This window comes from Aeromonas sp. R9-2 (genome assembly GCF_040908025.1).
In the GTDB taxonomy this organism is placed as follows: Bacteria; Pseudomonadota; Gammaproteobacteria; order Enterobacterales; family Aeromonadaceae; genus Aeromonas; species Aeromonas veronii.
In genome coordinates this window covers 37,818-61,531 of sequence record NZ_JBFOCX010000025.1, presented here as the reverse complement: position 1 = coordinate 61,531, position 23,714 = coordinate 37,818, and the positions used below count along the sequence as shown (strand labels likewise).

Below are 23,714 nucleotides of genomic sequence, written 5' to 3'. Positions count from 1 at the left end.
GCTGCTCTATCCAGAGGGATCACTGTGCCCCTTGGGCTGCCCGATATTGGGCCAGCTGCTGCTGGCTAAAGGCCATCAGCTGGGGATAGAAGCGCAGAAATCCCGCCTCGCATGTTTGCCACTGCGACTCATCAAGGGTCAGCAGCGCCTCTCCCAGTTGTACCGGGCGGCGCAGTCGGCGACCTATGCCATTCAGCGCTTGCCCCAGCCCCTCCTTGTGGCGGTAGGAGGCGATCCAGTTTTGCTCGGCCATCCGCTTGAGGGGGAGTGGCAGTCCGTCCGGCAGGCGTGGGTGATCCGCCAATAGCTGCTCATAACTGCGTTGCAGGAAGCGGGGCAGGGGCTCGGTGCTGAACAGTCCCCAGTGCAGGCTCAGCCAGTGGTCGTAGATCATATCCATCACTATGCCGCCAAAGCGGCGCCAGGGGGCCTCGAAACAGGCGACGGCCGCCTTGTGCTCGGGGTGGCTGTCGGTGAAAGCGTCAATTTTGCGGTGCAGCCAGATCCCCTCATCGAAGTGGGCGGCAAGCCCCGTGGGCAGCGTGCCTTTGACGAAATCGCCGAGCAGATTGCCGGTGAGGGAGCTTCGGGTGTGTGCAGCCAGATGGAGATGGGCCAGAAAATTCATCGGTTGCTGTGGGTCTGTTATGGGATGGCAAGGTGCTTCGAGCCTAACGGATCCTGCCCGCCTTGACCATGATCGGGATTTTGCTACTGCCCGGCGGCTGCCTCTTGCCGGGCAAAATTCGGGCGTGCTAAGGTGATGCCATCTTTGTCACAGGACGCGACAAACCACCATGATGCGCAAAGCCAGAGGCTTTTTTCTGGCCTTCTACTTCAAGCCTTTCTATCTCTCCGAGTGGTTCGACGAATAGATCGAACCCCTGGAGCAGTTCACTGACGCCCGCTCGGGCGTGATCTCGCTCATCCAGATTTTGCCGCTTTTGGTCATCGCATGCATTCGCCTGCGGTGCCTTGTTCGCGCCTGTGCGCTTTTTATGTAATGGAGTACTCATGATGAAGATCAGACTGACCCTCTCAGCCCTGTTTGTTGCCAGCCTGCTGGCCACCCCCGCCATGGCCAAGGAGTGGAAAACCGTGCGCTTCGGGGTGGAGGGGGCCTACCCGCCCTTCTCCTAGACCGATGCGTCGGGCGAGATCAAGGGGTTTGATATCGATCTCGCCAACGCCCTTTGTCAGCAGATGGCGGTCAAGTGCGAGTTGGTGGCGCAGGATTGGGACGGCATGATCCCGGCCCTGCTGTCGCGTAAATACGATGCCATCATCGCCGCCATGTCGATCACCGACGAGCGGCGCCAGAAGGTCGACTTCACCGAGAAATATGCCCATATTCCCAATCGCTTTGTGGCGGCCAAGGGAACCGAGCTGACGCTGACCCCGGAAGGCATGGCGGGCAAGCGCATCGGGGTGCAGCGGGCCACCACCCACGACAAGTACCTGACCGACAATTTTGGCTCGAATGTCACCATCGTCCGTTACGGCAATGCCGATGAGGCCTATCTCGATCTGAAGGCGGGTCGGGTGCTGGCCCTGCTGGCCGATGCCTCTGCCATTGAGCAGGGGCTCCTTGGCAAAGAGGGGGGCGACAAGTTCGACTATGTGGGGCCCGCTCTGACCGATCGCCAGTGGTTTGGTGATGGGATGGGGATCGCCGTGCGCAAGAGCGATAAGGAGCTCAAGGGCAAGCTGGACGAGGCGATCAAGGCACTGCGTGCCAACGGCACCTATCAGCAGATCAACCAGAAGTACTTCAAGTACGATATATATGGTGGTTGACGGGGGGGAGGGAGCTTGCTCCCTCTCTTTTCATTGGGCAAGCGACAATCGTGCAAGGAGGATCGCCATGTTGACCCTGATCGAGGGGGCCGAGATCTTCAGCCCCACCCACCTTGGCCAGCAGGATCTGCTGGTGGCCGATGGCCGCATTGCCTGGATGGGCAAGGGGATGAGTGTGCCCACAAACTGGCCGCTGCACAGGGTCGATGGTCGTGGCCGCTATCTGGTGCCCGGGCTGGTGGATCCGCTGGCCCATATCACCGGCGGCGGCGGTGAAGGTGGCTTTGCCTTTCGCACCCCGGAGCTGGCGGCGAGCGAGGCGCTCAAGGCTGGCGTCACTACCCTGGTGGCGGCGCTTGGCACAGACAGCCTGACCCGCACTCCCGCGCAGGTGCTCGGTAAGGTGCGCGAGTTTCGCGCCGCCGGGGTGAGCGCCTTTATGTACACCGGCTCCTACCATCTGCCGGTCAAGACCCTGACCGGCACGGTGGAGTCGGACATCATCCTGATCCCCGAGGTATTGGGGGTAGGGGAGGTGGCCATCAGTGACCACAGATCCAGTGCGCCGACCCACGACGAGCTGGCCAGGCTTGCCAGCGAGGCGCGGGTGGCCGGGCTACTTGCGGGCAAGAGCGGGGTCAGCTTCTTTCATGTCGGGGATGGCAAGGGGGCATTGGCCCCCCTGCGGGCCCTGCGCGATGAGACCGACATTCCGCTGCGCCAGCTCTATCCCACTCACTGCAACCGCAACCCCTGGCTCTTTGCCGAGGCCATCGAGTGGGGCAAGGCGGGAGGCTGGGTCGACCTCACCACCTCGAGCTTTCCCGATCTGCTGGAGGATGGCGAGCGGCTTGCTGCCGATGCGCTTCTCGAGCTGCTGGCCGCCAATGTGCCAGCCGAGCGCATCACCTTCAGCTCGGATGCAAACGCCAGTCTGCCGCGCTTTGATGGCGAGGGGCGGCTAATCGAGATGCGCTGCGGCCAGATTGCCAGCCTGTGGCAGCAGTGCGTGCGCGCGACCCGGCTCGGTGTCTCGCTGGAGAGGGCGTTGGCCGTGGTGACGAGCAATCCGGCGCAGGCGCTGGGGCTTGGCAGCAAGGGGCGTATCGGGGTCGGGCAGGATGCGGATCTGCTGCTGGTGCACGACCGGACGTTTGCTATCGAACGGGTAATGAGTGGCGGCCAATGGCGCGAATAAGGCTGCGGGTAATATCGCAGTCAGTTCGAGAGCGTGGTTGCTTCAAACAGCAAAAGCCCGACAACAAGGTCGGGCTTTTTGAGCTGCAATGTGGAAATCAGGCTTAGATCGCCAGAAACCCGAGGATCAGGATGGGGCCGAGCAGGCTCAGGATAAAGCCGGAGACAATGGCCACCGGCACCACCTGAATACCCCCTGATTTCTGGATAACCGGCAGAGTGAAGTCCAGCGCCGTGGCGCCGCCGTAACCGATGGCCGCCGAGGGGTGGCGTCGCATCAGGACCGGGATGATCAGAATGGCGATAAGCTCACGCCCAAGATCGTTGATAAAGGCAGCAGAACCGAGCACCGGCCCCAGTTTGTCGGCCACCAGAATGCCGGAGAGCGAATACCAGCCGAAGCTCGAGCTCATCGCCAGACCATGGGCAAAGGGCATCCCCAGCAACTGGGCCGCCAGCAGGCTGCCCAGCCAGCTGCTGAGGATGACGGTGGCGGCTATCTTCATCCCCCAGGGGTTGAGCAGGATCTGGCGCAGCCGCATGCCGGAGTTGCGCATCTGCACCCCGATGAGAAACAGCAGCAGCATCAGGGCCCACTCGCTCCACTTGTCGATGGGCAGGGCGCGCAGATCTACCAGTAGACCCAGCAGCACACCGCCGAGCACCACAAAGCAGAGCTGCAGGGATTCCCACAACAGGTGCAGCTTGCCCGGCATCTTGGCATCGCTCGCCTCGTGGGTCGGCGGCGTGCGCTTGTCGAGCCACCAGAGGGCCAGCAGGTTGCAGATCGTGATCGCGGTCAGCATCACCCCGGCGACTTTGAAGATCACCGCCAGATTGCTGCCCAAGTTTTCCACATAGGCAAGCCCGAGCCCCATCAGAAACAGAATGAGGTAGACCATCTTGCCCAGACTCTGGTTGACCAACTTGATCAGTCGGGCAGAGGAGAGGGGAATCAGATAACCGATTGCCAGTGGCAACAGGATCAGCAACACATTGAGCAGCATCGAGGCCTCGATCACAAAAACTGATAAAAACACCACCTTATCATTACTTATTGGCTCTGTGTCACATATCTCTCGCTTTCATGGCCAAAAACAGCCCTTTTGGGGGCGGATTGTTACTTTTTTGCCACAACCTCTCTGTTTGATAAGGTTCTGTGCGAGCCCGAGTGCACCAATGAAATCAAGTTGATCCGATCGGGGAGCCGATAATTCGCTCGGTAAGGGTGTGCATAAAGCCATTTTGGTGCCGGTTTGGCACACATCACGCTTTTCTCTTGCCACTGATATGATTGGGGTATAAAAAGGCGGTATCGGAATAGCCATTGAAACGGCTGTTTATGCAAACAAAGTGCTGAAAAATACGCAAAGAGCGAATAAAAATAGAGCGAATCCCCTGAAGACCTTCGTTCTGTATTGTTTTTTCACTATCCGGGTGATATTTTCGCTGAAGGTTGCCATCGGTTAACTTTTTGTTAAATGGACGATGGTTGAGTCACGCCCCCTGCGGCGTCTAGGGACAGACAAGGTTGTAATGGATGAGCGACGTTGCCGCACTGGAAGTACGTGATCTGCACAAATATTTTGGCACCCACGAAGTGCTCAAGGGCATCGACATGACCGCCCACAAGGGGGATGTGATCTCCCTTATCGGCTCCTCCGGCTCGGGGAAGTCGACCTTTCTTCGCTGTATCAATCTGCTCGAAACCCCCTCATCCGGCACCGTCTCGCTCCATGGCGAGTTGATCCGGATGAAAACCAGCCGTGCCGGCGAGCGGTTGCCCGAGGATATGCGTCAGGTTGAGCGGATCCGCAGCCGACTGGCCATGGTGTTTCAAAGTTTCAATCTCTGGTCACACATGACCATCATGCAGAACATCATCGAAGTGCCAATCCAGGTGCTCAAGGTGCCTCGCGCCGAAGCACTGGCCAAGGCAGAGCAACTGCTCAACCGGGTTGGACTCTGGGAGCGGCGCGACTACTATCCCGGCCACCTCTCCGGTGGTCAGCAGCAGCGGGCCGCCATTGCCCGTGCGCTGGCGGTAGAGCCCGAGGTGATGTTGTTCGATGAACCCACCTCGGCGCTGGATCCCGAGCTGGTGGGGGAGGTGCTCGGCCTGATGCGCGAGCTGGCCGAAGAGGGGCGTACCATGCTGGTGGTGACCCACGAGATGTCGTTTGCCCGGGATGTATCGAACAAGGTGATGTTTCTGCATCAGGGGCGGGTGGAAGAGGAGGGCAACCCCAAGGAGATTTTCGCCCATCCCAAATCCGAGCGGTTCAAGCAATTCATCTCCTCCATCTACTGATGGCGGGATGCCTGGTTACCCAATCAACTGTTTTATCAAGGAGAGATACATGAACAAGCTGATGCTGGCGACAGCCGTAGTTACTGCCCTTGCGTCCGGTAGCCTGATGGCCAAGGAGTGGAAAGAGGTCCGGATCGGGGTTGAGGGTGCCTATCCCCCCTTCTCCTGGACCGAGCCCAGTGGCGAGGTGAAAGGTTTTGATATCGACATCGCCAACGCCCTGTGCGAAGAGATGAAAGTGAAGTGCACCCTGGTCAAGCAGGACTGGGACGGCATCATTCCGGCGCTGTTGTCGCGCAAGTTTGACGCCATCATTGCTACCATGGACATCACCGAAGAGCGCAAGAAGAAAGTGGACTTCACCCAGAAGTACCAGCACATTCCGGCCCGCTTCGCCGCCAAGAAGGGCACTGACGTGCAGCTCGACAAAGCCTTTATGGAAGGTAAGTCCGTCGCGGTGCAGCGTGCGACCTCCATGGATACCTTTATTACCGACAACTTCCCCAATGCCACCATCAAGCGTTACGGCACCGCCGATGAAGCCTATCTCGATCTGAAATCCGGTCGTGTGGACTATGTGCTGGCCGATTCTGCCGCCATCACCGACGGTCTGCTGAAGAAAGAGGGGGGTGATGCCTTCGAATTCGTCGGCCCGAAACTGACCGATCCCAAGTGGTTTGGCGAGGGTGCCGGTATTGCGGTGCGCAAGGCTGACAAGGATCTGAAAGAGAAATTCAATGCCGCTATTCTGGCGCTGCGTGCCAACGGCAAGTACAAGGAAATCAACGACAAGTACTTCGAGTTCGACGTTTACGGAGAGTAAAACAAAGAGACGTTTACGGCGAGTAAGTCCAAAAACGTCTACGGCAAATAACGACAGGTTGATCCCGTCAGTAGTCATCGGGCCCGTCACCTCCCTGAGGGAGTTTACGGGCCCGCATTGATTGCAATGGAGCTGCACATATTTCATTCGGACTGCTATGGAGCCTTCTGGTTAGCAGGTGCGTGAAGATTCAGTGGCGATGGAGCTGCATATGTTTGATTTGAAAGGATACGAAGCCTCGCTGCTGGAGGGCGCCTGGGTCACCCTGGAAGTGGCGCTGGCCTCCCTGCTGCTGGCGTTGCTGCTGGGGATGCTGGGGGCGCTGGCCAAACTCTCTCCCTACAAGTGGGCCAGGGCCATCGCCACCGGCTACACCACCATCATTCGCGGCATCCCCGATCTGGTGCTGATGATGCTGCTCTTCTTTGGCGGCCAGGTGCTGATCAACGGCATTTGCACCTGGGTCAACGAGACTTACAACAGCTGGTTACTGGAGAGTAATCCCAATCAGGAGTGGGTCTCCCTGCTTCCGGACTATATCGACATCAGCCCCTTTGTGGCCGGTGTCGCGACCATCGGTTTTATCTTCGGCGCCTACATGACCGAGACCTTTCGCGGCGCCATTCTGGCGGTGGACAAAGGCGAGCTGGAGGCTGCACGGGCCTTTGGCATGCGGGCAACCCAGGTGTTTGTCCGGATCCTCTTCCCCCAGATGATGCGCCACGCGCTGCCGGGGTTTGGCAACAACTGGCTGGTGCTGCTGAAAACCACCGCGCTGGTCTCCATCATCGGCCTTGATGACATGGTGCGCAAAGCCTCGCTGGCGGCGGGCTCGACCCAGCAACCCTTCACCTTCTACATGGCGGTGGCCCTGATCTTCCTGATCTTCACCGCAGTCTCCACCTCGGCGCTCAAGTGGGCCGAGCGTCACTATGCCATCAAGACGAGGTAAGCCATGTCGTACTCAATGCAGTCATCCGTTTACTGTGAGCGTCGCGGTGCCAGTGCCGAGCGTCACTACATCACGATGAAGACGAGGTAAGCCATGGATTTCTCAATCATTATCAAAGAGTGGCCCACCTATTGGGAGGGGCTCTATACCACCGTCTGGCTGGTGGCTCTCTCTCTGATCCTTGGGTTGATGCTGGCGGTGCCCATGGGCATCCTGCGCAATAGCCGCAACTGGCTGATCAAGGGGCCGATCTGGGCCTATATCTACTTCTTTCGCGGCACCCCGCTGCTGGTGCAGCTCTTTATCATCTACTACGGCGCCGCCCAGTGGGAGTGGCTGAAGAACAGTGCCGCCTGGTCGCTCTTCTCCGAGGCCTGGTTCTGCGCTCTGCTGGCCTTTACCCTCAATACCGCCGCCTATACCGCCGAGATCGTGCGCGGGGCGGTACACAATATGCCGCGTGGCCAGATTGAGGCAGCCAACGCCTTTGGCATGACCCGCTGGCAGACCCTGACCCGGATCATTTTGCCCAACTCGTTTCGTCGGGCGCTGCCGGCTTACAGCAACGAGGTGATCTTCATGCTGCAGGGCTCGGCGGTGGCGGGCATCATCACCATCGTTGATCTGACCGGCGCGGCGCGGATCATCAACTCTCGCTACTACAGTCCGTTCGAGGCGTTTTTGACCGCAGGGCTGCTCTATATGCTGCTCACCTTTGTCATCGTCTGGCTGTTCAAGAAGTGGGAAGCGCGCTGGCACGCCCACCTGCGCCCGCGCAATGTGTAAGGTGTGATCTGCCAAGATGAGCGAAAATGGCTCCGCCTGTTGCAGGCGGGGCCATTTTTTATCTTCATCCTCTGCCCGCCCGGTTTGCCAAATGGCGGCCGAGCAGGGAGAATGCAGCACTCCCGAGCGCCGCCAGTCGTTGGCTGCATGCCTTATTCCCCAGTTCCCGAGGTTTTATGTACCGGATATTGTTTGAGCATCCCGCTTTCCTGGTTATCGACAAGCAGCCCGGCATCGGCATGCACGACGAGAAGGGTGACGGGGAGGCGGTCAATCCGGGACTGGTCAATCGGGTGAAGGCCGATACCGGGCTGACCCTCTATCCGGTACACCGGCTCGACAAGATGACCTCTGGGCTGGTGCTGCTGGCTCGCACCACAGAGGCGAATCGCGAGCTGAGCATGGCCTTTGCGGCCCGTGAGGTGAGCAAACAGTATCTGGCGCTCTCCGATCGCAAACCCAAGAAGAAGCAGGGCTGGGTGAAGGGGGATATGCAAAAGGGGCGTGGCGGCAGCTGGATGCTGGTGCGCACGCTGGATAATCCTGCCATCAGCTGGTTCGATTCGGTGTCGGTGCGCGAGGGGCTGCGGCTCTATCGCATCAAGCCCCAGACCGGCAAGACCCACCAGATCCGGGTTGCCCTCAAAAGTATCGGTGCCCCCATTCTCGGGGATGAGCGCTATGGCGGTACATCAGCCGATCGCGGCTATCTGCACGCCTGGCGGCTCAATTTCACCCTGGCGGGCGAGCCGTTCGATTTTGTCTGCCCGCCCGATGTGGGGAGTGAATTTGTCACTCCCGAACTCACGGCCGCCATCGCAGCCCTTGCGCCCTGATGCTTATGCGCCCAGCGTCTGACACCATTATCCATTCAGCGAAAGCGTGTGATCCTGACGGACGTGCACCGCGCTGGATCCTGGCCGACTTTGACGACACTCTGGCCCCCGGCGACAGCCACGCCGGTCTGCTGCGCTATATCCTGCGCCGCCGGATCTGGCCGTTGTTGCTGTTGCCAGTAATCGCGCTCGGTGGCTTGGTCTATCTTGCTCCCAGCCAGCGGCGGCGCGGTATCTCCCTTATCTGGTGGGCTATCACCTTGGGGCTTTCCCCTTTGGGTTGGCGCAAGCTGGTGCGTGCCTATTGCCGCACCAGGCCGGGGCTGTATCGTCAGGCTCGCGAATTGCTGCAAAGTGAGGGCGCGCGCTGCTGGGTGATCTCCGCCAGTCCCTGCGCGCTGGTGCGAGCCCAGCTCTATCAGCAACTGCCCGGCCAGTTGCCCCACCGGATCATTGGCTCGCAGATGCACTACCGTTTTGGCGGCCTGATGCAGCGCTTCTATTGCCACGGCCAGCACAAGCTGCTGCCGGAGATCTGCGCCCTCGATGCCGAATTGGCCTTGAGTGACAGCCTGCACGATCTGCCGCTGCTGGGGTTGGGGAAAGAGGCGTGGTTGATCAATCCGACGCCCACGCGACTGCAAAAGGCCCGGGCCTGCTTGCCCCATCTGATGATCAAAAACTGGCAACTGTAAGGCAAAGCTGACAGTCCTGCGGGTCGTCACCGTTTGACCCGCAAGGCTGTGGCTTGAATGTCACAATCCATTTACATCTTTTGCTGCCAGCTGCGAAAAACTATCTGCAACCCGCCTCTTCTCTTCCTGCTACGCCCTGCTTCTAATGAAACAAGTTGTTAACACTTGCCGCGCCGCTCGGTGCTGCAATCCGTTTTAACCGAATCAAGAGCAAGGAGCGCCCCATGAATGCCACCTCTTCCGCCACCCACACCATCAATCCGTTAGGCACTGACGGTTTCGAGTTTGTCGAGTACACGGCCCCCGATGCCAAGGGGATTGCTGCCCTCAAGAGCCTGTTCGTTTCGCTTGGGTTTGCCGAGGTCGCCAAGCACAAACACAAGCAGTGTTGGCTCTACCGGCAGGGGGATATCAACTTTGTGGTCAATGCCGAGCCTCACTCCCAGGCGGAGCAGTTTGCCAGCCTGCACGGGCCGAGCGTTTGCGGCATGGCATTTCGGGTGAGCGATGCGGGCAAAGCTCAGCAGTACGCCATCGCCAAGGGGGCCAAGCCTTTTGTCGGCAAGATTGGGCCGATGGAGCTCAATATTCCCGCCATCTACGGTATCGGCGAGAGCACGCTCTCCTTTGTCGACCGCTATGGCGACAAGGGCTCCATTTATGACGTGGATTTTGTCTTCTACCCCGACTGGCAGGCCCGGATGGCGGAGGTGGATGCCGGTCTTATGGAGATCGATCACCTGACCCATAACGTCCATCGCGGCAATATGGATGTCTGGTCCAACTTCTACGAGCGGATCGGCAACTTCCGTGAAATTCGCTACTTCGATATCGAGGGCAAGCTGACCGGGCTGCACTCCCGTGCCATGACCGCGCCTTGTGGCAAGATCCGCATCCCCATCAACGAGTCGGCGGATGACAAGTCCCAGATCGAGGAGTATCTGCGCCAGTACAAGGGGGAGGGGATCCAGCACATCGCCATGGCCTCCTGCGATATCTACCACACCATCCGCACCCTGCGCAGCCGCGGTACCGGCTTTATGCCGACGCCCGATACCTACTACGAGAAGGTGAATAGCCGGGTCGAGGGGCATCAGGAGGATCTGGCGGCCCTCAAAGAGCTGCGCATCCTCATCGACGGCTCCCCTACCAAAGATGGCATCCTGTTGCAGATCTTCACCGATACCGTGATTGGCCCGGTCTTCTTCGAGATCATCCAGCGCAAGGGCAACGAAGGGTTTGGCGAGGGCAATTTCAAGGCGCTGTTTGAATCGATCGAGCTGGACCAGATCCGCCGTGGTGTGCTGGATGGCGCCGAGGATGAGAAGGGTGCCCGCAAAGAGGGAGCGAGCAATGCGTAACTGGATTAACTTTCCTCATCGGGAGGGAACCCACTCCCGACAGGCCCATGCCGACCTGCCGGAACAGGCTATCTATGAGCGCGAACTGGGGCGCAGCGGCTTTTTTGGTCCTGCCACCCACATGCACCACAAGCATGCCCCCACCGACTGGAGCAGTTGGGAGGGGCCGCTGCGGCCACGGCTGTTTGACCTCAATGCCCTGCAAGAGGAGGTAAGCTCGCTCTCCCCTTGGGTGGCTCCCGACATTCTCAGCAACCCCCACTGCCGCTATCGCATCTGGCGGCTCTCCGAGGCGATGCCGTTTCTGGTGCGCAATGCCGATGGCGACGAGCTGCTCTTTATCCACGAGGGGGGCGGCGAGTTCTTCTGCGACTACGGCCACCTGACTCTGCGGGATGGCGACTATGTGGTGATCCCCCGCGGCACCATGTGGCGCATTGAGCCCAGTGCGCCCCTGTTCATCCTGATGATCGAGGCGACCAACGACAGCTACCAGCTGCCGGATAAGGGGCTGGTGGGCAATCACGCCATCTTCGACCCGGCGGCGCTCGATGTGCCCGCCATCAATGAACGCTTTTTAGCCCAGCAGGATGAGAATCCCTGGTCGCTGCAGGTGAAGCGCCACGATCAGGTGTCGGTCATCACCTGGCCGTTCAACCCGCTGGATGCACAAGGGTGGCACGGGGATTTGTGCGTGGTGCGCCTCAACTGGCGGGATATCCGCCCGCTGATGAGCCATCGCTACCATCTGCCGCCGTCGGCTCATTCGACCTTTGTGGCGAGCCGCTTCGTGATCTGTACCTTCGTGCCGCGCCCCATCGAGAGCGATCCCGGCGCCCTCAAGGTGCCCTTCTACCACAGCAATGACGACTACGACGAGGTGCTCTTTTACCACGCTGGGGATTTCTTTAGCCGGGACAATATCGAGCGGGGCATGGTCACCTTCCACCCTGCCGGTTTCACCCACGGCCCCCATCCCAAGGCGTTTGCGGCAGGGCAGGCTTATGCCAAGAAGTTCACCGACGAGGTGGCGGTGATGCTAGATACCCGCGATGCGCTGAACGTCGGCAGTCTGTGCGAAGGGATTGAGAACACCCGGTATGTCTCCAGCTGGCAGCGCCCGGACGCTGCTGCCGGCAAATAAGGAATCGCTTATGAAATTGGCAACATTGAACAATGGCAAGCGCGATGGCGCTTTGGTGGTGGTGAGCCGGGATCTGACCCGGGCGGTGCGGGTGAGCGAGATTGCCCCGACCCTGCAGGCCGCCCTCGATGAGTGGGCCGAGGTTGCCCCCAGGCTGGAGGCTGTCTATCAGCAGCTTAACGAGGGCCGTGCGGTAGAGGCGTTCCCCTTTGATGAAGCGTCTTGCCTCTCTCCGCTGCCGCGTGCCTATCAGTGGGCCGATGGCAGCGCCTACGTCAACCATGTGGAGCTGGTGCGCAAGGCGCGCGGCGCCGAGATGCCAGAGAGCTTCTGGCACGATCCGTTGATCTATCAGGGGGGCTCCGACAGCTTTTTGGCTCCCCGTGGGCCGATCGTGATGGGCTCCGAGGAGTGGGGGATCGATTTCGAGTCGGAGGTAGCCATCATCACCGACGATGTGCCGATGGGGGTGAGCGCACAGGGGGCCGCCAGCCACGTCAAGCTGCTGATGCTGGTCAACGACGTGAGCCTGCGCAACCTCATTCCGGGGGAGCTTGCCAAGGGCTTTGGTTTCTTCCAGTCCAAACCGTCCAGCGCCTTCTCGCCGGTGGCCATCACCCCGGACGAGCTGGGCGATGACTGGCGTGATGGCAAAGTGCATCTGCCGCTTCTGACCCACCTCAACGGTGCCCTGTTTGGTGCGCCCGAAGCCGGGGTAGACATGACCTTCAGCTTCTTCGAGCTGATTGCCCACGCCGCCAAGACCAGACCGCTCGGTGCGGGCTGTATCATTGGCTCGGGCACCGTCTCCAACTACGATCGCAGCGCCGGTTCATCCTGCATCGCCGAGCGCCGCATGCTGGAAATTCTTGATTGTGATCAAGCTATAACCCCCTATTTGCAGTTTGGTGATAGAGTGTCGATCGCGATGGAAGATCGCTCTGGCCAAAACCTGTTTGGCACCATCTCTCAACAGGTGGTGCCAGCGAGCGGTCAGGGAGGTTGATGGCCAGCGCCGGTTGGCGGCAAAGCTATTCGGGATATGTCCGGATCACGACGAGCCCTCAACCGGTGCCGGATACACAAGGAGGCAGGTGGCGAGCACCTGCCGGGCTTCGGGCCCAGATAAGATGCAGGGACAGATTATGTTGCAGTTGTTTGGCTATTGGCGTTCGTCGGCAAGTTTTCGGGTGCGGATCGTGTTACAGCTCAAGGGGCTCGCCTACGAGCAGCATCCCATCAATTTGCGGCAAGGCGAGCAGAGCGAGAAGGCCTATCGCCGGATCAACCCGCAAGGGCTGGTGCCGTTTCTGGTGGATGGCGATGTGCAGATCGGTCAGTCGGTCGCCATCATGGAGTACCTTGACGAGACCTATCCCGCCTACTCGCTGATGCCCTCTTCCCCCGACGCGCGGGCCCGGGTGCGCCAGATCGTCAACATGATCGCCTGCGATATCCACCCGCTCAACAATCTGCGGGTACTCAACTATCTGGAAGAGCACTTCAGGGCCAACAACGAGCAGGAGGCTCGCTGGTATCGCCACTGGATTGACGAGACCTTCACCGCCCTCGAACAGCTGTTGATGACCACCGCCGGTGTCTACTGCGTCGGCAACGAAGTGACCCTGGCCGACTGCATGCTGGTGCCCCAGGTCTACAACGCCCGCCGCTACGACATGACCCTGGACGATTACCCCACCATCCGCCGCATCGTCGCCAACTGCGAACAGTTGCAGGCCTTTATCAAGGCGGCCCCCGCCAACCAGCCGGACGCGCAGTGACCTACTGACTTGAATCGCGGGATGGCGTCAACACGCCATTCATAGACAAGGGCCCCACTGTGTGGGGCCCTTGTTCGTTAACGGCACTCCAGTTTGCTGGCGTGCCTCTTTCTGTTCAGAGGGGATCAGGCTCCCTGCTCCGGGCGGGCGTCCGGGATCAGCGGATCGGCTTTGCGGCGGCGCAGCAGGCGTACCAGCGGGGGTAGGGTGATCACTGCAATGGCCAGTACCAGCAGGGTCTGGCTGATGCCGCTGCTCCACAGGATGGCGGTGTCGCCATTGCTGATGGAGAGGGCGCGGCGCAGGTTCTGCTCCAGCATTTCACCCAGCACGAAGCCCAGAATGAGCGGTGACATGGGGAAGTGCATCTTGCGCAGCAGGTAGCCAAAGACCCCGAGGGCCACCATCAGCAACAGGTCGAAGGTAGTGCTGTGCACCGCATAGACACCCACCGCCGAGACGCTGGCGATGGCGGGTACCAGAAACCAGAGCGGGATGGAGAGCATGCGGGTAAAGAGCCCCACCATGGGGATGTTCATCACCAGCAGTATGACGTTGGCCAGCAAGAGGGCGGCGATCAGTCCCCACACCACATCGGGCTGTTCGGTGAACATGGTGGGGCCCGGAGTGATGTTGTAGAGGGTCAGTGCCCCCATCATCACCGCCGTGGTGCCCGACCCCGGCACTCCCAAGGTCAGCATGGGGATAAAGGAACCACAGGCTGAGGCGTTGTTGGCCGCCTCCGGTGCGGCCACGCCGCGAATGTCCCCTTCGCCGAATTTGGCATTGGGCCCCGCCAGTCGCTTCTCGGTCATGTAGGTGATGGCACTGGCGATGGTGGCACCGGCGCCGGGCAGAATGCCGACGAAGAAGCCGATGGTGGAGGAGCGCAACATGGTGCCGGTGCAATGGACCAGCTCCTTGAAGTTGAACAGCATCCGTCCGGTGGTGCGCACCAGCTTGCCGCCGCCGCTGGTGTGTTCCAGCATCAGCAGGATCTCGCTCACCGAGAAGAGGCCGATCACCACCACGATAAACTGCACCCCATCCGAGAGGTGAACGCTGTCGAAGGTGAAGCGATAGACGCCGGTGTTGGCATCCACCCCGACGGTGGCGAGCCCCAGCCCAATCAGCGCCGCCATAAAGGATTTGAGCGGGTTCTGGCTCATCATGCTGCCAAGGCAGGCGATGGCGAACACCATCAGGGCGAAATACTCCGCCGGGCCGAAGGCGAGGGACCAGCGCGCCAGCGCCGGGGCGAACAGAATGATCCCGCCGATGGCGAGCATGGAGCCGACAAAGGAGCTGACCGCCGAGATGGAGAGGGCCACTCCCGCCTTGCCCTGCTGGGCCATGGGGTAGCCATCCAGCGCGGTCATGATGGCGGCGGCATCCCCTGGCACGTTGAGCAGGATCGAGGAGATCCGCCCGCCATACTCGCAACCGATATAGACGGTGGCGAGCAGAATGAGCGCCGATTCGGGGGGCAGTTTCAGGGCAAAAGCCAGCGGCAACAGGATGGCGACCCCGTTGATGGGGCCAAGGCCTGGCAGCAGGCCGACCACGGTGCCGACAAAGCAGCCGATCAGGGCAATCACCAGATTCTCCGGGGTGAGTGCCACCGCAAAGCCCTGGGAGAGGTACATCCAGGTATCCATATTGACTCCTTAAGAGAACCAGACGCCGAGGGGCAGGGTGACATCCAGCAGCCGGTCGAAGGCGAGATAGAGCACCAGACCGCCGACAACGCCGGAGAGCAGGGCGGCTTTGGCAGAGGCGCCAAACAGGCGCCCCAGAACAAAGGTGAGCAGGGTGGTGGCCAGCGGAAAGCCCAGCCACTCGAAGCTGGCACCGTACCCGGCCAGCGCCACCACCATGATGGCGAGGTGGCGCAGGGTACGCAGCGGCGGCCAGCTGACGGTGTCCGGCTGGCGGCGCAGCAGCAACAGGGCGCAGAGCGCCATCAGGCCGATGATGCCGAGCGGGAAGGGGCGCGGCCCCAGCGGCTCATAGCTGTATTCGCTCTGGATCTGCCAGGCGATGGCGGCGCCTGCCAGACAGAGCAGCAGCCAGATGGCGGCGAAGATGCGATCGCTCATGGCTGCGGCTCCTATTTGGCCAGACCGAAGGCTTTGGCCTGTTCGCGATATTGCGCCACCTGCTCCTTGACGTAGCTGTCGAGGGCCTCGCCGGTGAGGTCAAACTCGAACAGGCCGCGTAGATCCCGCTGCGCCTTGAAGGTGTCGGTCTTCACCAGCTGATCGAAGGTCTGCTTCCACCACTGGTATTCGCTGTCGCTTACCTTGGGGCCGACATAGAAGCCGCGGATCACCGGCCACACCAGGTCATAACCCTGTTCCTTGGCGGTGGGGATGGTGGCCAGCTTGCCGGGCAGCCGCTCGGCTGAGAACACCGCCAGCACCCGCAGTTTGTCGCCGCCGATATAGGGCACCATCTCGCTCAGATCGCCGGAGACCGCCTGCACATGGTTGCCAAGCAGCGCGGTGACCGGCTCGCCACCCCCTTCAAAGGCGACGTAGCGCATCTTGTGGGGGTCAACCCCGGCCTGTTTGGCCAGCAGCGCCGTCTTCATCCAGTCCTGACTGCCGATGGAGGCACCTGCCCCGATCACCACACTGTTGGGATCGCGCTCCATAGCGCTCACCAGCTCCTTGAGGTTCTGATAGGGGGCATCGTGGCGCACCGCGATCATGCCGTAATCGGTGCCCACCGCCGCCAGCCAGCGCACATCGTCCACCCCGTAACGGCCAAATTTCCCCTGTGAGAGGTTGAGCAGGGAGCCACCGGAGAAGGCGACCACGGTCCCCGCCTCGGCGGGGCGCTGGGCCACGATGGCGTTGTAGGCCACGGCGCCGACCCCGCCCGGCATATAGGTGACCCGCATCGGCTTGTCGATGGTACCGGTCTCCTGCAGGCTCACCTGCAGCAGCTTGCAGGTGAGATCGAAACCACCGCCCGGTTTGGCCGGTGCGATGCATTCGGTACGGCTCGGGGTCGTGGCACTTTCGGCCGCCTGCAGTGGCAGGGCACCGAGCAGGGTCAGCAGGGCGAGGGCATGACGTGTGCGTTGCTTCATGGTTGTGTGCTCCATCTTGTCGTTGTTTTTCCTGGGTGTGACTCCGTCGATAGACGAAGTGATGCGAAATTGTTAAAACAGCAACCTTTCATTCACCTTTCAATCGCTGACCAAGAGCCGGGAGTGTGACCCTGATCGCACCTTCTCCCGCAATGGCAGTGACGAAGGGATGCAGTTGAAGCAGTGCGGCTGAATGCTGCGGTTAGGAACAAGGGGAGAGGGATGCGCTTGCTGTTGGCGGAAGATAATCACGAACTGGCCCACTGGCTGTCGCGGGCACTCACCAGCGCCGGTTTCGCGGTGGATTGGGTGGCTGACGGAGCTCAGGCTGACCACCTGCTGCGCCACGAACAGTACGCGCTGGCGGTGCTCGATATCGAGATGCCCAAGCTCGACGGGCTGGCGGTACTCGGCCGGTTGCGCAGTCGGGGGCAGGGGGTGCCGGTGCTGCTGCTGACCGCCCGCGGCGCGGTGGAGGAGCGGATCTGCGGCCTCAATGCGGGAGCCGATGACTATCTGGCCAAGCCGTTCGATCTGGGGGAGCTGGATGCCCGGCTGCGGGCCCTGCTGCGGCGCAGTGAAAGTGGCGGTACCGAGTTGCGGCTGGGGCGTCTGACCCTGCACCCCGACGGCTATTTTCTGCTGGCCGATGCCCGCCTTGCCCTGACTCCGCGTGAGCAGGCGCTGCTGACAGCGCTGATGTACCGCCACGGGCGGCCCGTCGCCAAAGGGCAGCTGTTCGAGCAGGTGTTCAACCTCGATGACGAGGTAGGGCTCGACAGCATCGATCTCTATATCCATCGGCTGCGCAAAAAGCTGGTGGGCAGCGGGGTGGTGATCACCACTTTGCGCGGGCTGGGCTATCTGCTGGAAGCGGTGCCGGAGGCCTCCCATTAGTCGCTCCCTGCTCCATCAACTGCTGCTGTTTCTGGGGGGACCCTTGCTGATCCTCTGGGCTGCCTCGGCCTGGTACAGCTACTACGGTGCGCTGGCGGCGGCCACCTCGGCCTATGATCGCACCCTGCTCGCCTCGGCCCGTACCGTCGCCGAGCGGCTGACGGCAAGCGATGGAGTTCTCAAGGTGGATGTGCCCTATGTGGTGCTCGACAGCTTCGAGCGCAACATGCGCGATCGCCTCTTCTATCAGGTGCGCGGCATCGACGATGGGGTCATCTCCGGCTTTGACGACCTGCCCCCCATGCCGGACGGTACGCCCCTGACCGACCGCTATCCGGCGCTCGCCTACTTCTACGACGGCCTCTATCAGGAGGCGCCAATCCGCGCCGTGATGTTGCTGCAACCGGTAGGCGAGGGGGGCGTCACCGGCATGGCCCGCATCACGGTGGCGGAAACCCTGCTCGGCCGCCAGCAACTGGCACAGCAGCTGCTCTGGTCGGCCCTGCTGACCCAAGGGGCGCTGGTGGTGCTTACCCTGCTACTTGCCTATCTGTTGCTCAAGCGGCTGCTCACCCCGATGCGGCGTCTGTCGTGGGAGATCCTGCGCCGCGATGCCGCCAATCTTGCCCCCTTGCCCGACCTGCTCCCCTGGCAGGAGACCCGGCCGCTGGTACAGGCGTTCAACCGCCAGCTGGCCCGATTGCGCCAGCTAGTGGCCCGGCAGGAGCGCTTTAGCGCCGATGCCGCCCATCAGCTGCGCACCCCGCTCACCATTTTGAAAACCCAAGTTGAGGTGGCGCGCGGCAGTGGCGATCCGGCCCTGATGAGCGAAAGCCTCGATGCCATGGCTGTGCGGCTCGATCACACCATCGCCCTGACCGAACGGCTCCTGCTGCTGGCACGACTGAAATCGGACGAGTGCTCGGGGTTGCGTCAGCGCGAGCTGACCCCGCTGGTGGCGCTGGTGCAGCAGGCCTGTCTGTCACGGTTGGCGCAGGCCCGCAGCAAGGGGATCGATCTCGGGTACGAAGGGGAGGAGTCCGCCATCATGGTGGCGGGGGAGCCGCTGCTGCTGGGGGAGCTGTGTGCCAACCTGCTCGACAACGCCATCAAATACACCCCACCCCACGGCACCGTGACGGCGCGGGTGGTGCGAAGCAACGGGCAGATCTGGCTGGAGGTGGAGGATAGCGGCCCCGGCATCGCCCCCGAGTTGGCGGAGCGAGTCTGGCAGCCGTTCCAGCGCCTCGAGCAGGGGAGCGAACAGCCGGGAGCGGGGCTGGGTCTGGCGCTGGTGCGCGATATCGCCCACTACCACCACGGCGAAGTGGTGTTGCTGCCAGCGACCCAGCTGGGGGGCTTGCAGGTGAGGCTGATCTTGCCGCTGGCAACATCGTGAGGGCGATAAAAAAGAGAGGGCACCTCGCGGTGCCCTGTTTATCTACACATAGATGGCGGTGGGGGTCAGCTGCGGATCTTGTTGAAGACAAACAGGACGATAAGGGCGCCCACGGTCGCCAGCGCGATGCTCGGGATATTGAAACCGGTCACCGAGCCCAGCCCCAGCAGGGTACCCACATAGCCGCCAACCATGGCACCGACAATCCCCAGCAGGGCGGTCATGAAGAAACCACCACCGTCGCGACCCGGCATGATCCACTTCGCCAGAATACCCACCAACAGTCCCAATACGATCCAGGTGATAAAGCCCATGGATTAATCCTCTCTGTGTATTTGAGCCCGCATTATAGGCAGGGATGCCGGGATGCGAAGGGCCGGACGGTGCTGGCCGGTCACAAGCTGTCGGACGGCGGCCGGCGCTGGTCAGGCTGCACAGTCCGGTTATGAGCGGTTGAAAGGCGGTATGTGCGCAGCTAAACCGGAGGCAGGACGGGCCCACGTAAAGGCCAAGATGAGAAAAGCCCCGCGAGCGGAGCCGGGTTTATGACGGGGTTGCACCCTCACTTCTTGAGGTATTTTCTGATCGCCTTGCCTGAGGTGCCGACTGCCTTGACCGCCCGTTTCAGCTGGACCTCGGTGCACTCGAACATTTTGACCCACTGCTTCATCTCATAGGGATCGTTGACATTGATCTTCTTGGCATCGAACGGGTGAGCGACCGCATTGCTGTCAGGCATACAAACCTCAACTTGTTGAAATAGCTGGCGAGAAAGATGTTTCTGCCTGAGCGCCATCATCCTCTCAATTGGCAAGTGGCAAGGTGACGGAGTTCACACAACCCGGGGACTTAGGGAGGAGTGCAGGTTTGCTTTGCTGATCTGTGAGCGATCACCACTTATTCCACCCTCTTCACAGCATCAACAACGGGGCCAGAGGCCGGATAAACAACAAGCGCCCTGCCGGGCGCTTGTTGTGGTTATCGTGATGACCCTATTCAGGGTGTTGGGCAGGCGCTTGGCGAGCCGCTGTTGCGGGGCCAGAGGGTGGATCCATCGCTTTCAGAGAGCGGCAGGAATGTGACGCCTTCGCTCATGTTGGCTGGGGGCAGGTCATCCTCCAGCACATACATCCCCATCGGCAGGCTGCCATAACGCTGGTTGGCCTGCACCTGAGCGACCGCGAGGCTGGAGTAACGCAGGCCAAGCAGATCGAAGTGATTACGCCAGTCCCAGCCGGTGAGCCGACTGAGTGCAACCAGCATAAAGTCATTGCCCGGTATGTCGCGCACCCGTTTGCCGCCATAGACCGCATGCCCCGAGTAGGGGAACAGGCTAAAGCCGAGCGTATCCTTGTTGGCATTCCACTGCGCTTCACTGTCGGCTGCCGCGCCGAAGATCCGTGAATGCTGATAGAGCAGGGTGAAGATAGTGAAGCCATCGTTCAGACGGGTGCCATCAGTCAGGAGCATACGGTGGGCGCGTAATGCCATCTGGATATAAAACGCCATGCGATAGCCGTTGTGGACGGCGTAGGCATTGCTCTTCCAGGGGGCTTCGTAGCGACTCTCGCCGGTATCGAGCACCTGGCAGTTGGCCCCGAGCACGACGCGGTTGCCACTCCTGTCCCGTACCTGCGCCGCATCAGACATGAACACATAGAAGAGATCCTTGTGATTCATGTGTCCATCCTTGATGGGCGCCGTGTTGCCATCCCTCAGGTAATGGGCGCGCCACTTCACCACATAAGGGAAGATGTTGTTGGAGTTTTCCCCCGCCCGGCTGCCGTAGCCACTCCAGTTGTCGGCATCGTCTGCCGCAGCGTACTGCACGTTCAACCGGTTGGTCTGCAGGTTGTGGCCCAGCTCGTGATTGTCGAGCCAGCCGGTCGGGCTGATGCTGCCGGAAGAGTCCCACGGGTTGCCACTGCAACCGCTGCCGCAATGGGCATTCTGGTCATAGTTGGCATGCTGGATGATGGTGCGGGTATGAATCGACTCATCGAGACAACCCTCCCCCAGCAGTGCCACGCAGGCGTTTTTAACATCTGCCGGCAGCGACTCTTCGAGCCCCTTGCCCTGAATTTTCAGGCCCGCCAGGGTGTAGACGCCATTGATGTGATCCCGGGCGATGCTGTCGAGCAGGGCATTGGTGTCGGGGATGACGCCACCCACCGCCTTGGTGAAGCGATCCCGGCGCAGATGCTGTTCGGCGCCATCGGCCCGCAGATCGATATGGGGCAGCTCGGTTTGTTCCAGCCGCTCGTTGAACTCGCGTATCTGCTGCTCATCACTGAAATCCATGATGGCCGGATGACGGGTGATGCCCGTGGCGCTCACCTGGACGGCCAGCGATGCTGCCCCCCCTTCCAGATAGAGGTAGATAGGGCCGCCATAAGGAGAGGTGAAGGTGACGCTGCCCCCCTTGGCCAAGATCAGTCGTCCGGTGGTCAGCTCCAGCGGGGCTCGATAGATCTTCTGCTCATAGGCGCGATTGGTGTTGGGCCTGTGGTAGTTGAGCCGGACGGTAGCGGACACATCGGCGTTATCGGTGCGTCTGAGGGTGATGGTCTGTCCCGGCAGGGCATACCAGCCGGTGGTGGTCCACTGCCCGCTGTAGGGAACCGCAATGCGCCGACTGTCGGTGAGCGTCGCGGGATAGGCATAGTGAGCTGCTTCACCTTTCACCACTTTGCTGCGATCGGTGACGTACTCCCCCAGATCGGGCTGGGCCGGGGTACGGGTGCGGGCATAGCTCACCAGCCAGTCGGCAAACATCGCCTGCTGCCAGGATTGATGTTCATCCCAGGCAATCGGGTAGTCGATGGCGGCACGGTATTTGTCGGCCAGCAGCAGGGTGGCGGGCAACAGTGTCACGCCGTCACGAGCAAAGGGACTGCTCCCGGTCTTGTCGAGGGTGATGGCCGCGTTTCTCAGCCAGTCGGCCCCCAGCTTGAACTGCTGGTTGAAGCTCTCCGAGCCACCGCAATTGATAAAGTTGCCGCCGCAGCTATCGAGCCACTGGGTCGTGAAGTTGCGATCCAGAAGGTTGCCAAGCAGGGTATCGACCGCCATCAGCTGGGCGTCGGGTGCCATGATGGTGTTCACTGCAAGATCGCTGGCTCTGAGTTTTGACCAGTAGTTGCCCCAGGTAACCAGCCCCATATCGAGATAGAGGGGGCTTAGTAGCGGGCTGGCATCGCGCCGATAGTTGGAGAGCAGCAGCGGGATCCCGGCCGCTTTGGCCTTGGCGATCCCCTGTGCGATCCCCTGATACCCCAGCCCCTGGCGGTCGATATCGCTGATCACGATAAGCTCCGGCGCCATGGTGTCGATGCAGTCACTCAACGCCTGATAATCGCAGGCATTGGCCGGGTTGATGCTGTGCTTGTCGGGATAGATCGCCTTGAGCCAGTCACGCACGCCTTCGTTATGGGGAAAATACCAGCTATCGGTGCGGCTTGGCATCTGGGCGGTGAGGATGCGCAGGCCATCGCTATCCTTGCCCCGGGTCAGCCAGCCAATCAGCCCCTTGAGCAGCGCCTCGCTCTGCGCTGTGCGGTCAACGGAAAACAGGTTCGCCCCCATGGCGGCCTGACGGTAATCGGCTTGCTCGGAGACCATCACCAGCCCCCGGATCTCGCTCTCCCCCTTGCCATTAATGTTGGATGGGAGCAGGGTCACCGTGCTCTCCGGCTGGAAGCTGGAAAAGGTGATGGAGTCGTGGCTCGGGTTCCAGCTAATCTGTGCCATTCCCTGATAGAGGCTGCGAACCCGCTCGGTGCGGTGCGCCTCACTGTCGGCAATCGCCGCACGGGCATGGGCGATCAGGGATTGCTCGCTGGCAAGGGTATGATCTTCCCGGGCAATGGCATTGGCGGCATCGCTGATAAAGCGGGCCGAGACCTGACAATCGGCGCGCATGGGGGCTGTGGTGTAGGTATTACCCGTCAGTGTGCCCTCACACCCAGTGACCTGCGCCAGTACGAAACCACTCTCGGGCTGTACGGTGAAACGGCCCTGTTCACCGGCGTTCAGACGCAGGGCGTCGGGGCTGAGTGAGCCCCCCAGAGAAGCTTGAGTGGTGGCGTTGAAATAGACGGCGGCACTCTCCTGCGTGAAGCTGGCCGAGATCTGGCAATCGCTGCTCATGGGGCCAGTGGTATAGGTGAGGCCGTCCAGGGTGCCATCACATCCGCTTATCTCGGTCAGGAGGTAACCGCTGTCAGCCTGTACCGAGAAGCGCCCCTGTTCACCCGCCGCCAACCGCAGGCTGGTGGGGTTCAACTGTCCGCCCGCGCTGCTCTGGCTGGATGCCTCGAAATAGTTGGGGGTGACAGGGGGGCGGATAGGGGTCTCTTCCTGTTCGCCATCACCGCCGCCACAGCCTGTGATCAACAGCGCCAGTAAGGGAGTGAGAACCGTCTTTTTCATTGTCTGATACGTTCCTTGTGTTACGACGGGTAGGGGAGTCGGTAGTCTAATGAGCTGTCTTGCTTATTTCAACGCTGATTGAATGGTCATTTTGCTTTATTTTCAGCATCTTGGATGTTTTTTTGGCCGGCTTTTGTCGTATTTGGTGTTGCTGGCGCAGCAGAACCGATAGGGATGGGGCGAGCACCCCATCGGCACAGGCCATAC

General features: G+C 60.9%; 21 protein-coding genes and 1 pseudogene. 14 read left to right on the top strand and 8 right to left on the bottom strand.

What is annotated here, in order from left to right; translation table 11 throughout:
• Positions 1-19 precede the first annotated feature (19 nt).
• Positions 20-628, bottom strand: a complete 609-nt coding sequence (locus AB5Y71_RS12675; protein ID WP_368171726.1) for an ACP phosphodiesterase — start codon at positions 626-628, stop codon at positions 20-22.
• A gap of 389 nt (positions 629-1,017) precedes the next feature.
• Here AB5Y71_RS12675 and AB5Y71_RS12670 point away from each other — a divergent pair.
• Positions 1,018-1,797 (top strand): annotated as a pseudogene (locus AB5Y71_RS12670) (ABC transporter substrate-binding protein).
• A gap of 67 nt (positions 1,798-1,864) precedes the next feature.
• Entirely contained in the window at positions 1,865-2,995 is a 1,131-nt protein-coding gene (gene iadA / locus AB5Y71_RS12665) for a beta-aspartyl-peptidase (protein WP_368171725.1), read from the top strand.
• Between the two features lie 103 nt (positions 2,996-3,098).
• Here the strand turns inward: iadA and AB5Y71_RS12660 are convergent, their stop codons facing one another.
• Complete coding sequence (locus tag AB5Y71_RS12660) at positions 3,099-4,001, bottom strand: lysine exporter LysO family protein (RefSeq protein ID WP_368171840.1); 903 nt, start codon at positions 3,999-4,001, stop codon at positions 3,099-3,101.
• A gap of 533 nt (positions 4,002-4,534) precedes the next feature.
• Here AB5Y71_RS12660 and AB5Y71_RS12655 point away from each other — a divergent pair.
• The 10 genes from AB5Y71_RS12655 (at position 4,535) to maiA (ending at position 13,683) form a co-directional block, all read left to right on the top strand.
• Positions 4,535-5,305 (top strand): ABC transporter ATP-binding protein, encoded by a 771-nt coding sequence (locus tag AB5Y71_RS12655; RefSeq protein ID WP_005337310.1) that lies wholly within the window; start codon positions 4,535-4,537, stop codon positions 5,303-5,305.
• A gap of 49 nt (positions 5,306-5,354) precedes the next feature.
• The gene (locus AB5Y71_RS12650) at positions 5,355-6,128 is read left to right on the top strand and encodes an ABC transporter substrate-binding protein (protein ID WP_005337307.1); all 774 of its coding nucleotides are present in this window, start codon (positions 5,355-5,357) and stop codon (positions 6,126-6,128) included.
• A 211-nt stretch (positions 6,129-6,339) separates the two neighbouring features.
• Positions 6,340-7,080 carry an ABC transporter permease gene (locus AB5Y71_RS12645; protein WP_005352911.1) on the top strand — a complete coding sequence of 247 codons (741 nt, stop codon included), beginning with the start codon at positions 6,340-6,342 and terminating at the stop codon, positions 7,078-7,080.
• Between the two features lie 93 nt (positions 7,081-7,173).
• On the top strand, positions 7,174-7,866 hold the full coding sequence (locus AB5Y71_RS12640) for an ABC transporter permease (protein WP_043819275.1): 693 nt from the start codon (positions 7,174-7,176) through the stop codon (positions 7,864-7,866).
• A gap of 176 nt (positions 7,867-8,042) precedes the next feature.
• Positions 8,043-8,702: a TIGR01621 family pseudouridine synthase gene (locus tag AB5Y71_RS12635; protein WP_368171724.1), complete on the top strand. Its 660-nt coding sequence runs from the start codon at positions 8,043-8,045 to the stop codon at positions 8,700-8,702.
• Positions 8,702-9,397, top strand: a complete 696-nt coding sequence (locus AB5Y71_RS12630) for an HAD family hydrolase (protein ID WP_368171723.1) — start codon at positions 8,702-8,704, stop codon at positions 9,395-9,397. The genes AB5Y71_RS12635 and AB5Y71_RS12630 overlap by 1 nt, the downstream gene beginning before the upstream one ends.
• Positions 9,398-9,621: 224 nt before the next feature.
• Positions 9,622-10,758 (top strand): 4-hydroxyphenylpyruvate dioxygenase, encoded by a 1,137-nt coding sequence (gene hppD / locus AB5Y71_RS12625; RefSeq protein WP_368171722.1) that lies wholly within the window; start codon positions 9,622-9,624, stop codon positions 10,756-10,758.
• Complete coding sequence (locus AB5Y71_RS12620) at positions 10,751-11,902, top strand: homogentisate 1,2-dioxygenase (protein WP_163129980.1); 1,152 nt, start codon at positions 10,751-10,753, stop codon at positions 11,900-11,902. Before hppD ends, AB5Y71_RS12620 begins: the two co-directional genes overlap by 8 nt.
• A gap of 10 nt (positions 11,903-11,912) precedes the next feature.
• Positions 11,913-12,908: a fumarylacetoacetate hydrolase family protein gene (locus tag AB5Y71_RS12615; protein WP_368171721.1), complete on the top strand. Its 996-nt coding sequence runs from the start codon at positions 11,913-11,915 to the stop codon at positions 12,906-12,908.
• 139 nt (positions 12,909-13,047) lie between these two features.
• On the top strand, positions 13,048-13,683 hold the full coding sequence (gene maiA / locus AB5Y71_RS12610; RefSeq protein ID WP_005361400.1) for a maleylacetoacetate isomerase: 636 nt from the start codon (positions 13,048-13,050) through the stop codon (positions 13,681-13,683).
• A 125-nt stretch (positions 13,684-13,808) separates the two neighbouring features.
• Here the strand turns inward: maiA and AB5Y71_RS12605 are convergent, their stop codons facing one another.
• From AB5Y71_RS12605 to AB5Y71_RS12595, 3 genes are read right to left on the bottom strand one after another with little or no spacing between them, the layout of a single operon-like run.
• A complete protein-coding gene (locus AB5Y71_RS12605) occupies positions 13,809-15,341 on the bottom strand; it encodes a tripartite tricarboxylate transporter permease (RefSeq protein WP_368171720.1) in 1,533 nt (510 codons plus the stop codon).
• A 9-nt stretch (positions 15,342-15,350) separates the two neighbouring features.
• Positions 15,351-15,782: a tripartite tricarboxylate transporter TctB family protein gene (locus AB5Y71_RS12600; RefSeq protein ID WP_005350923.1), complete on the bottom strand. Its 432-nt coding sequence runs from the start codon at positions 15,780-15,782 to the stop codon at positions 15,351-15,353.
• 11 nt (positions 15,783-15,793) lie between these two features.
• Positions 15,794-16,780, bottom strand: coding sequence for a tripartite tricarboxylate transporter substrate binding protein (locus AB5Y71_RS12595; RefSeq protein WP_005350924.1), 987 nt, complete (start codon positions 16,778-16,780; stop codon positions 15,794-15,796).
• A gap of 222 nt (positions 16,781-17,002) precedes the next feature.
• Between AB5Y71_RS12595 and tctD the strand changes: the two genes are divergently transcribed.
• Positions 17,003-17,677: a transcriptional regulator TctD gene (gene tctD, locus AB5Y71_RS12590; protein ID WP_368171719.1), complete on the top strand. Its 675-nt coding sequence runs from the start codon at positions 17,003-17,005 to the stop codon at positions 17,675-17,677.
• Positions 17,678-17,720: 43 nt separating this feature from the next.
• On the top strand, positions 17,721-19,076 hold the full coding sequence (locus tag AB5Y71_RS12585; RefSeq protein ID WP_368171718.1) for a sensor histidine kinase: 1,356 nt from the start codon (positions 17,721-17,723) through the stop codon (positions 19,074-19,076).
• A 65-nt stretch (positions 19,077-19,141) separates the two neighbouring features.
• On the opposite strand, the gene AB5Y71_RS12580 is transcribed toward AB5Y71_RS12585, so the two are convergent.
• The 3 genes from AB5Y71_RS12580 to AB5Y71_RS12570 all read right to left on the bottom strand — a co-directional run bounded on the left by AB5Y71_RS12580 (position 19,142) and on the right by AB5Y71_RS12570 (position 23,507).
• Positions 19,142-19,390: a GlsB/YeaQ/YmgE family stress response membrane protein gene (locus tag AB5Y71_RS12580; RefSeq protein ID WP_005359720.1), complete on the bottom strand. Its 249-nt coding sequence runs from the start codon at positions 19,388-19,390 to the stop codon at positions 19,142-19,144.
• 248 nt (positions 19,391-19,638) lie between these two features.
• Positions 19,639-19,815, bottom strand: a complete 177-nt coding sequence (locus tag AB5Y71_RS12575; protein WP_005350931.1) for a DUF3606 domain-containing protein — start codon at positions 19,813-19,815, stop codon at positions 19,639-19,641.
• A 257-nt stretch (positions 19,816-20,072) separates the two neighbouring features.
• On the bottom strand, positions 20,073-23,507 hold the full coding sequence (locus AB5Y71_RS12570) for an ImpA family metalloprotease (protein ID WP_368171717.1): 3,435 nt from the start codon (positions 23,505-23,507) through the stop codon (positions 20,073-20,075).
• Positions 23,508-23,714: the final 207 nt, after the last annotated feature.

What these genes read in the sequence shown, in the direction of transcription:
- AB5Y71_RS12675 (WP_368171726.1), bottom strand. Translation starts at nt 628, where the DNA reads ATGAATTTTCTGGCCCATCTCCATCTGGCTGCACACACCCGAAGCTCC.
- iadA (WP_368171725.1), top strand. Translation starts at nt 1,865, where the DNA reads ATGTTGACCCTGATCGAGGGGGCCGAGATCTTCAGCCCCACCCACCTT.
- AB5Y71_RS12660 (WP_368171840.1), bottom strand. Translation starts at nt 4,001, where the DNA reads ATGCTGCTCAATGTGTTGCTGATCCTGTTGCCACTGGCAATCGGTTAT.
- AB5Y71_RS12655 (WP_005337310.1), top strand. Translation starts at nt 4,535, where the DNA reads ATGAGCGACGTTGCCGCACTGGAAGTACGTGATCTGCACAAATATTTT.
- AB5Y71_RS12650 (WP_005337307.1), top strand. Translation starts at nt 5,355, where the DNA reads ATGAACAAGCTGATGCTGGCGACAGCCGTAGTTACTGCCCTTGCGTCC.
- AB5Y71_RS12645 (WP_005352911.1), top strand. Translation starts at nt 6,340, where the DNA reads ATGTTTGATTTGAAAGGATACGAAGCCTCGCTGCTGGAGGGCGCCTGG.
- AB5Y71_RS12640 (WP_043819275.1), top strand. Translation starts at nt 7,174, where the DNA reads ATGGATTTCTCAATCATTATCAAAGAGTGGCCCACCTATTGGGAGGGG.
- AB5Y71_RS12635 (WP_368171724.1), top strand. Translation starts at nt 8,043, where the DNA reads ATGTACCGGATATTGTTTGAGCATCCCGCTTTCCTGGTTATCGACAAG.
- AB5Y71_RS12630 (WP_368171723.1), top strand. Translation starts at nt 8,702, where the DNA reads ATGCTTATGCGCCCAGCGTCTGACACCATTATCCATTCAGCGAAAGCG.
- hppD (WP_368171722.1), top strand. Translation starts at nt 9,622, where the DNA reads ATGAATGCCACCTCTTCCGCCACCCACACCATCAATCCGTTAGGCACT.
- AB5Y71_RS12620 (WP_163129980.1), top strand. Translation starts at nt 10,751, where the DNA reads ATGCGTAACTGGATTAACTTTCCTCATCGGGAGGGAACCCACTCCCGA.
- AB5Y71_RS12615 (WP_368171721.1), top strand. Translation starts at nt 11,913, where the DNA reads ATGAAATTGGCAACATTGAACAATGGCAAGCGCGATGGCGCTTTGGTG.
- maiA (WP_005361400.1), top strand. Translation starts at nt 13,048, where the DNA reads ATGTTGCAGTTGTTTGGCTATTGGCGTTCGTCGGCAAGTTTTCGGGTG.
- AB5Y71_RS12605 (WP_368171720.1), bottom strand. Translation starts at nt 15,341, where the DNA reads ATGGATACCTGGATGTACCTCTCCCAGGGCTTTGCGGTGGCACTCACC.
- AB5Y71_RS12600 (WP_005350923.1), bottom strand. Translation starts at nt 15,782, where the DNA reads ATGAGCGATCGCATCTTCGCCGCCATCTGGCTGCTGCTCTGTCTGGCA.
- AB5Y71_RS12595 (WP_005350924.1), bottom strand. Translation starts at nt 16,780, where the DNA reads ATGAAGCAACGCACACGTCATGCCCTCGCCCTGCTGACCCTGCTCGGT.
- tctD (WP_368171719.1), top strand. Translation starts at nt 17,003, where the DNA reads ATGCGCTTGCTGTTGGCGGAAGATAATCACGAACTGGCCCACTGGCTG.
- AB5Y71_RS12580 (WP_005359720.1), bottom strand. Translation starts at nt 19,390, where the DNA reads ATGGGCTTTATCACCTGGATCGTATTGGGACTGTTGGTGGGTATTCTG.
- AB5Y71_RS12575 (WP_005350931.1), bottom strand. Translation starts at nt 19,815, where the DNA reads ATGCCTGACAGCAATGCGGTCGCTCACCCGTTCGATGCCAAGAAGATC.
- AB5Y71_RS12570 (WP_368171717.1), bottom strand. Translation starts at nt 23,507, where the DNA reads ATGAAAAAGACGGTTCTCACTCCCTTACTGGCGCTGTTGATCACAGGC.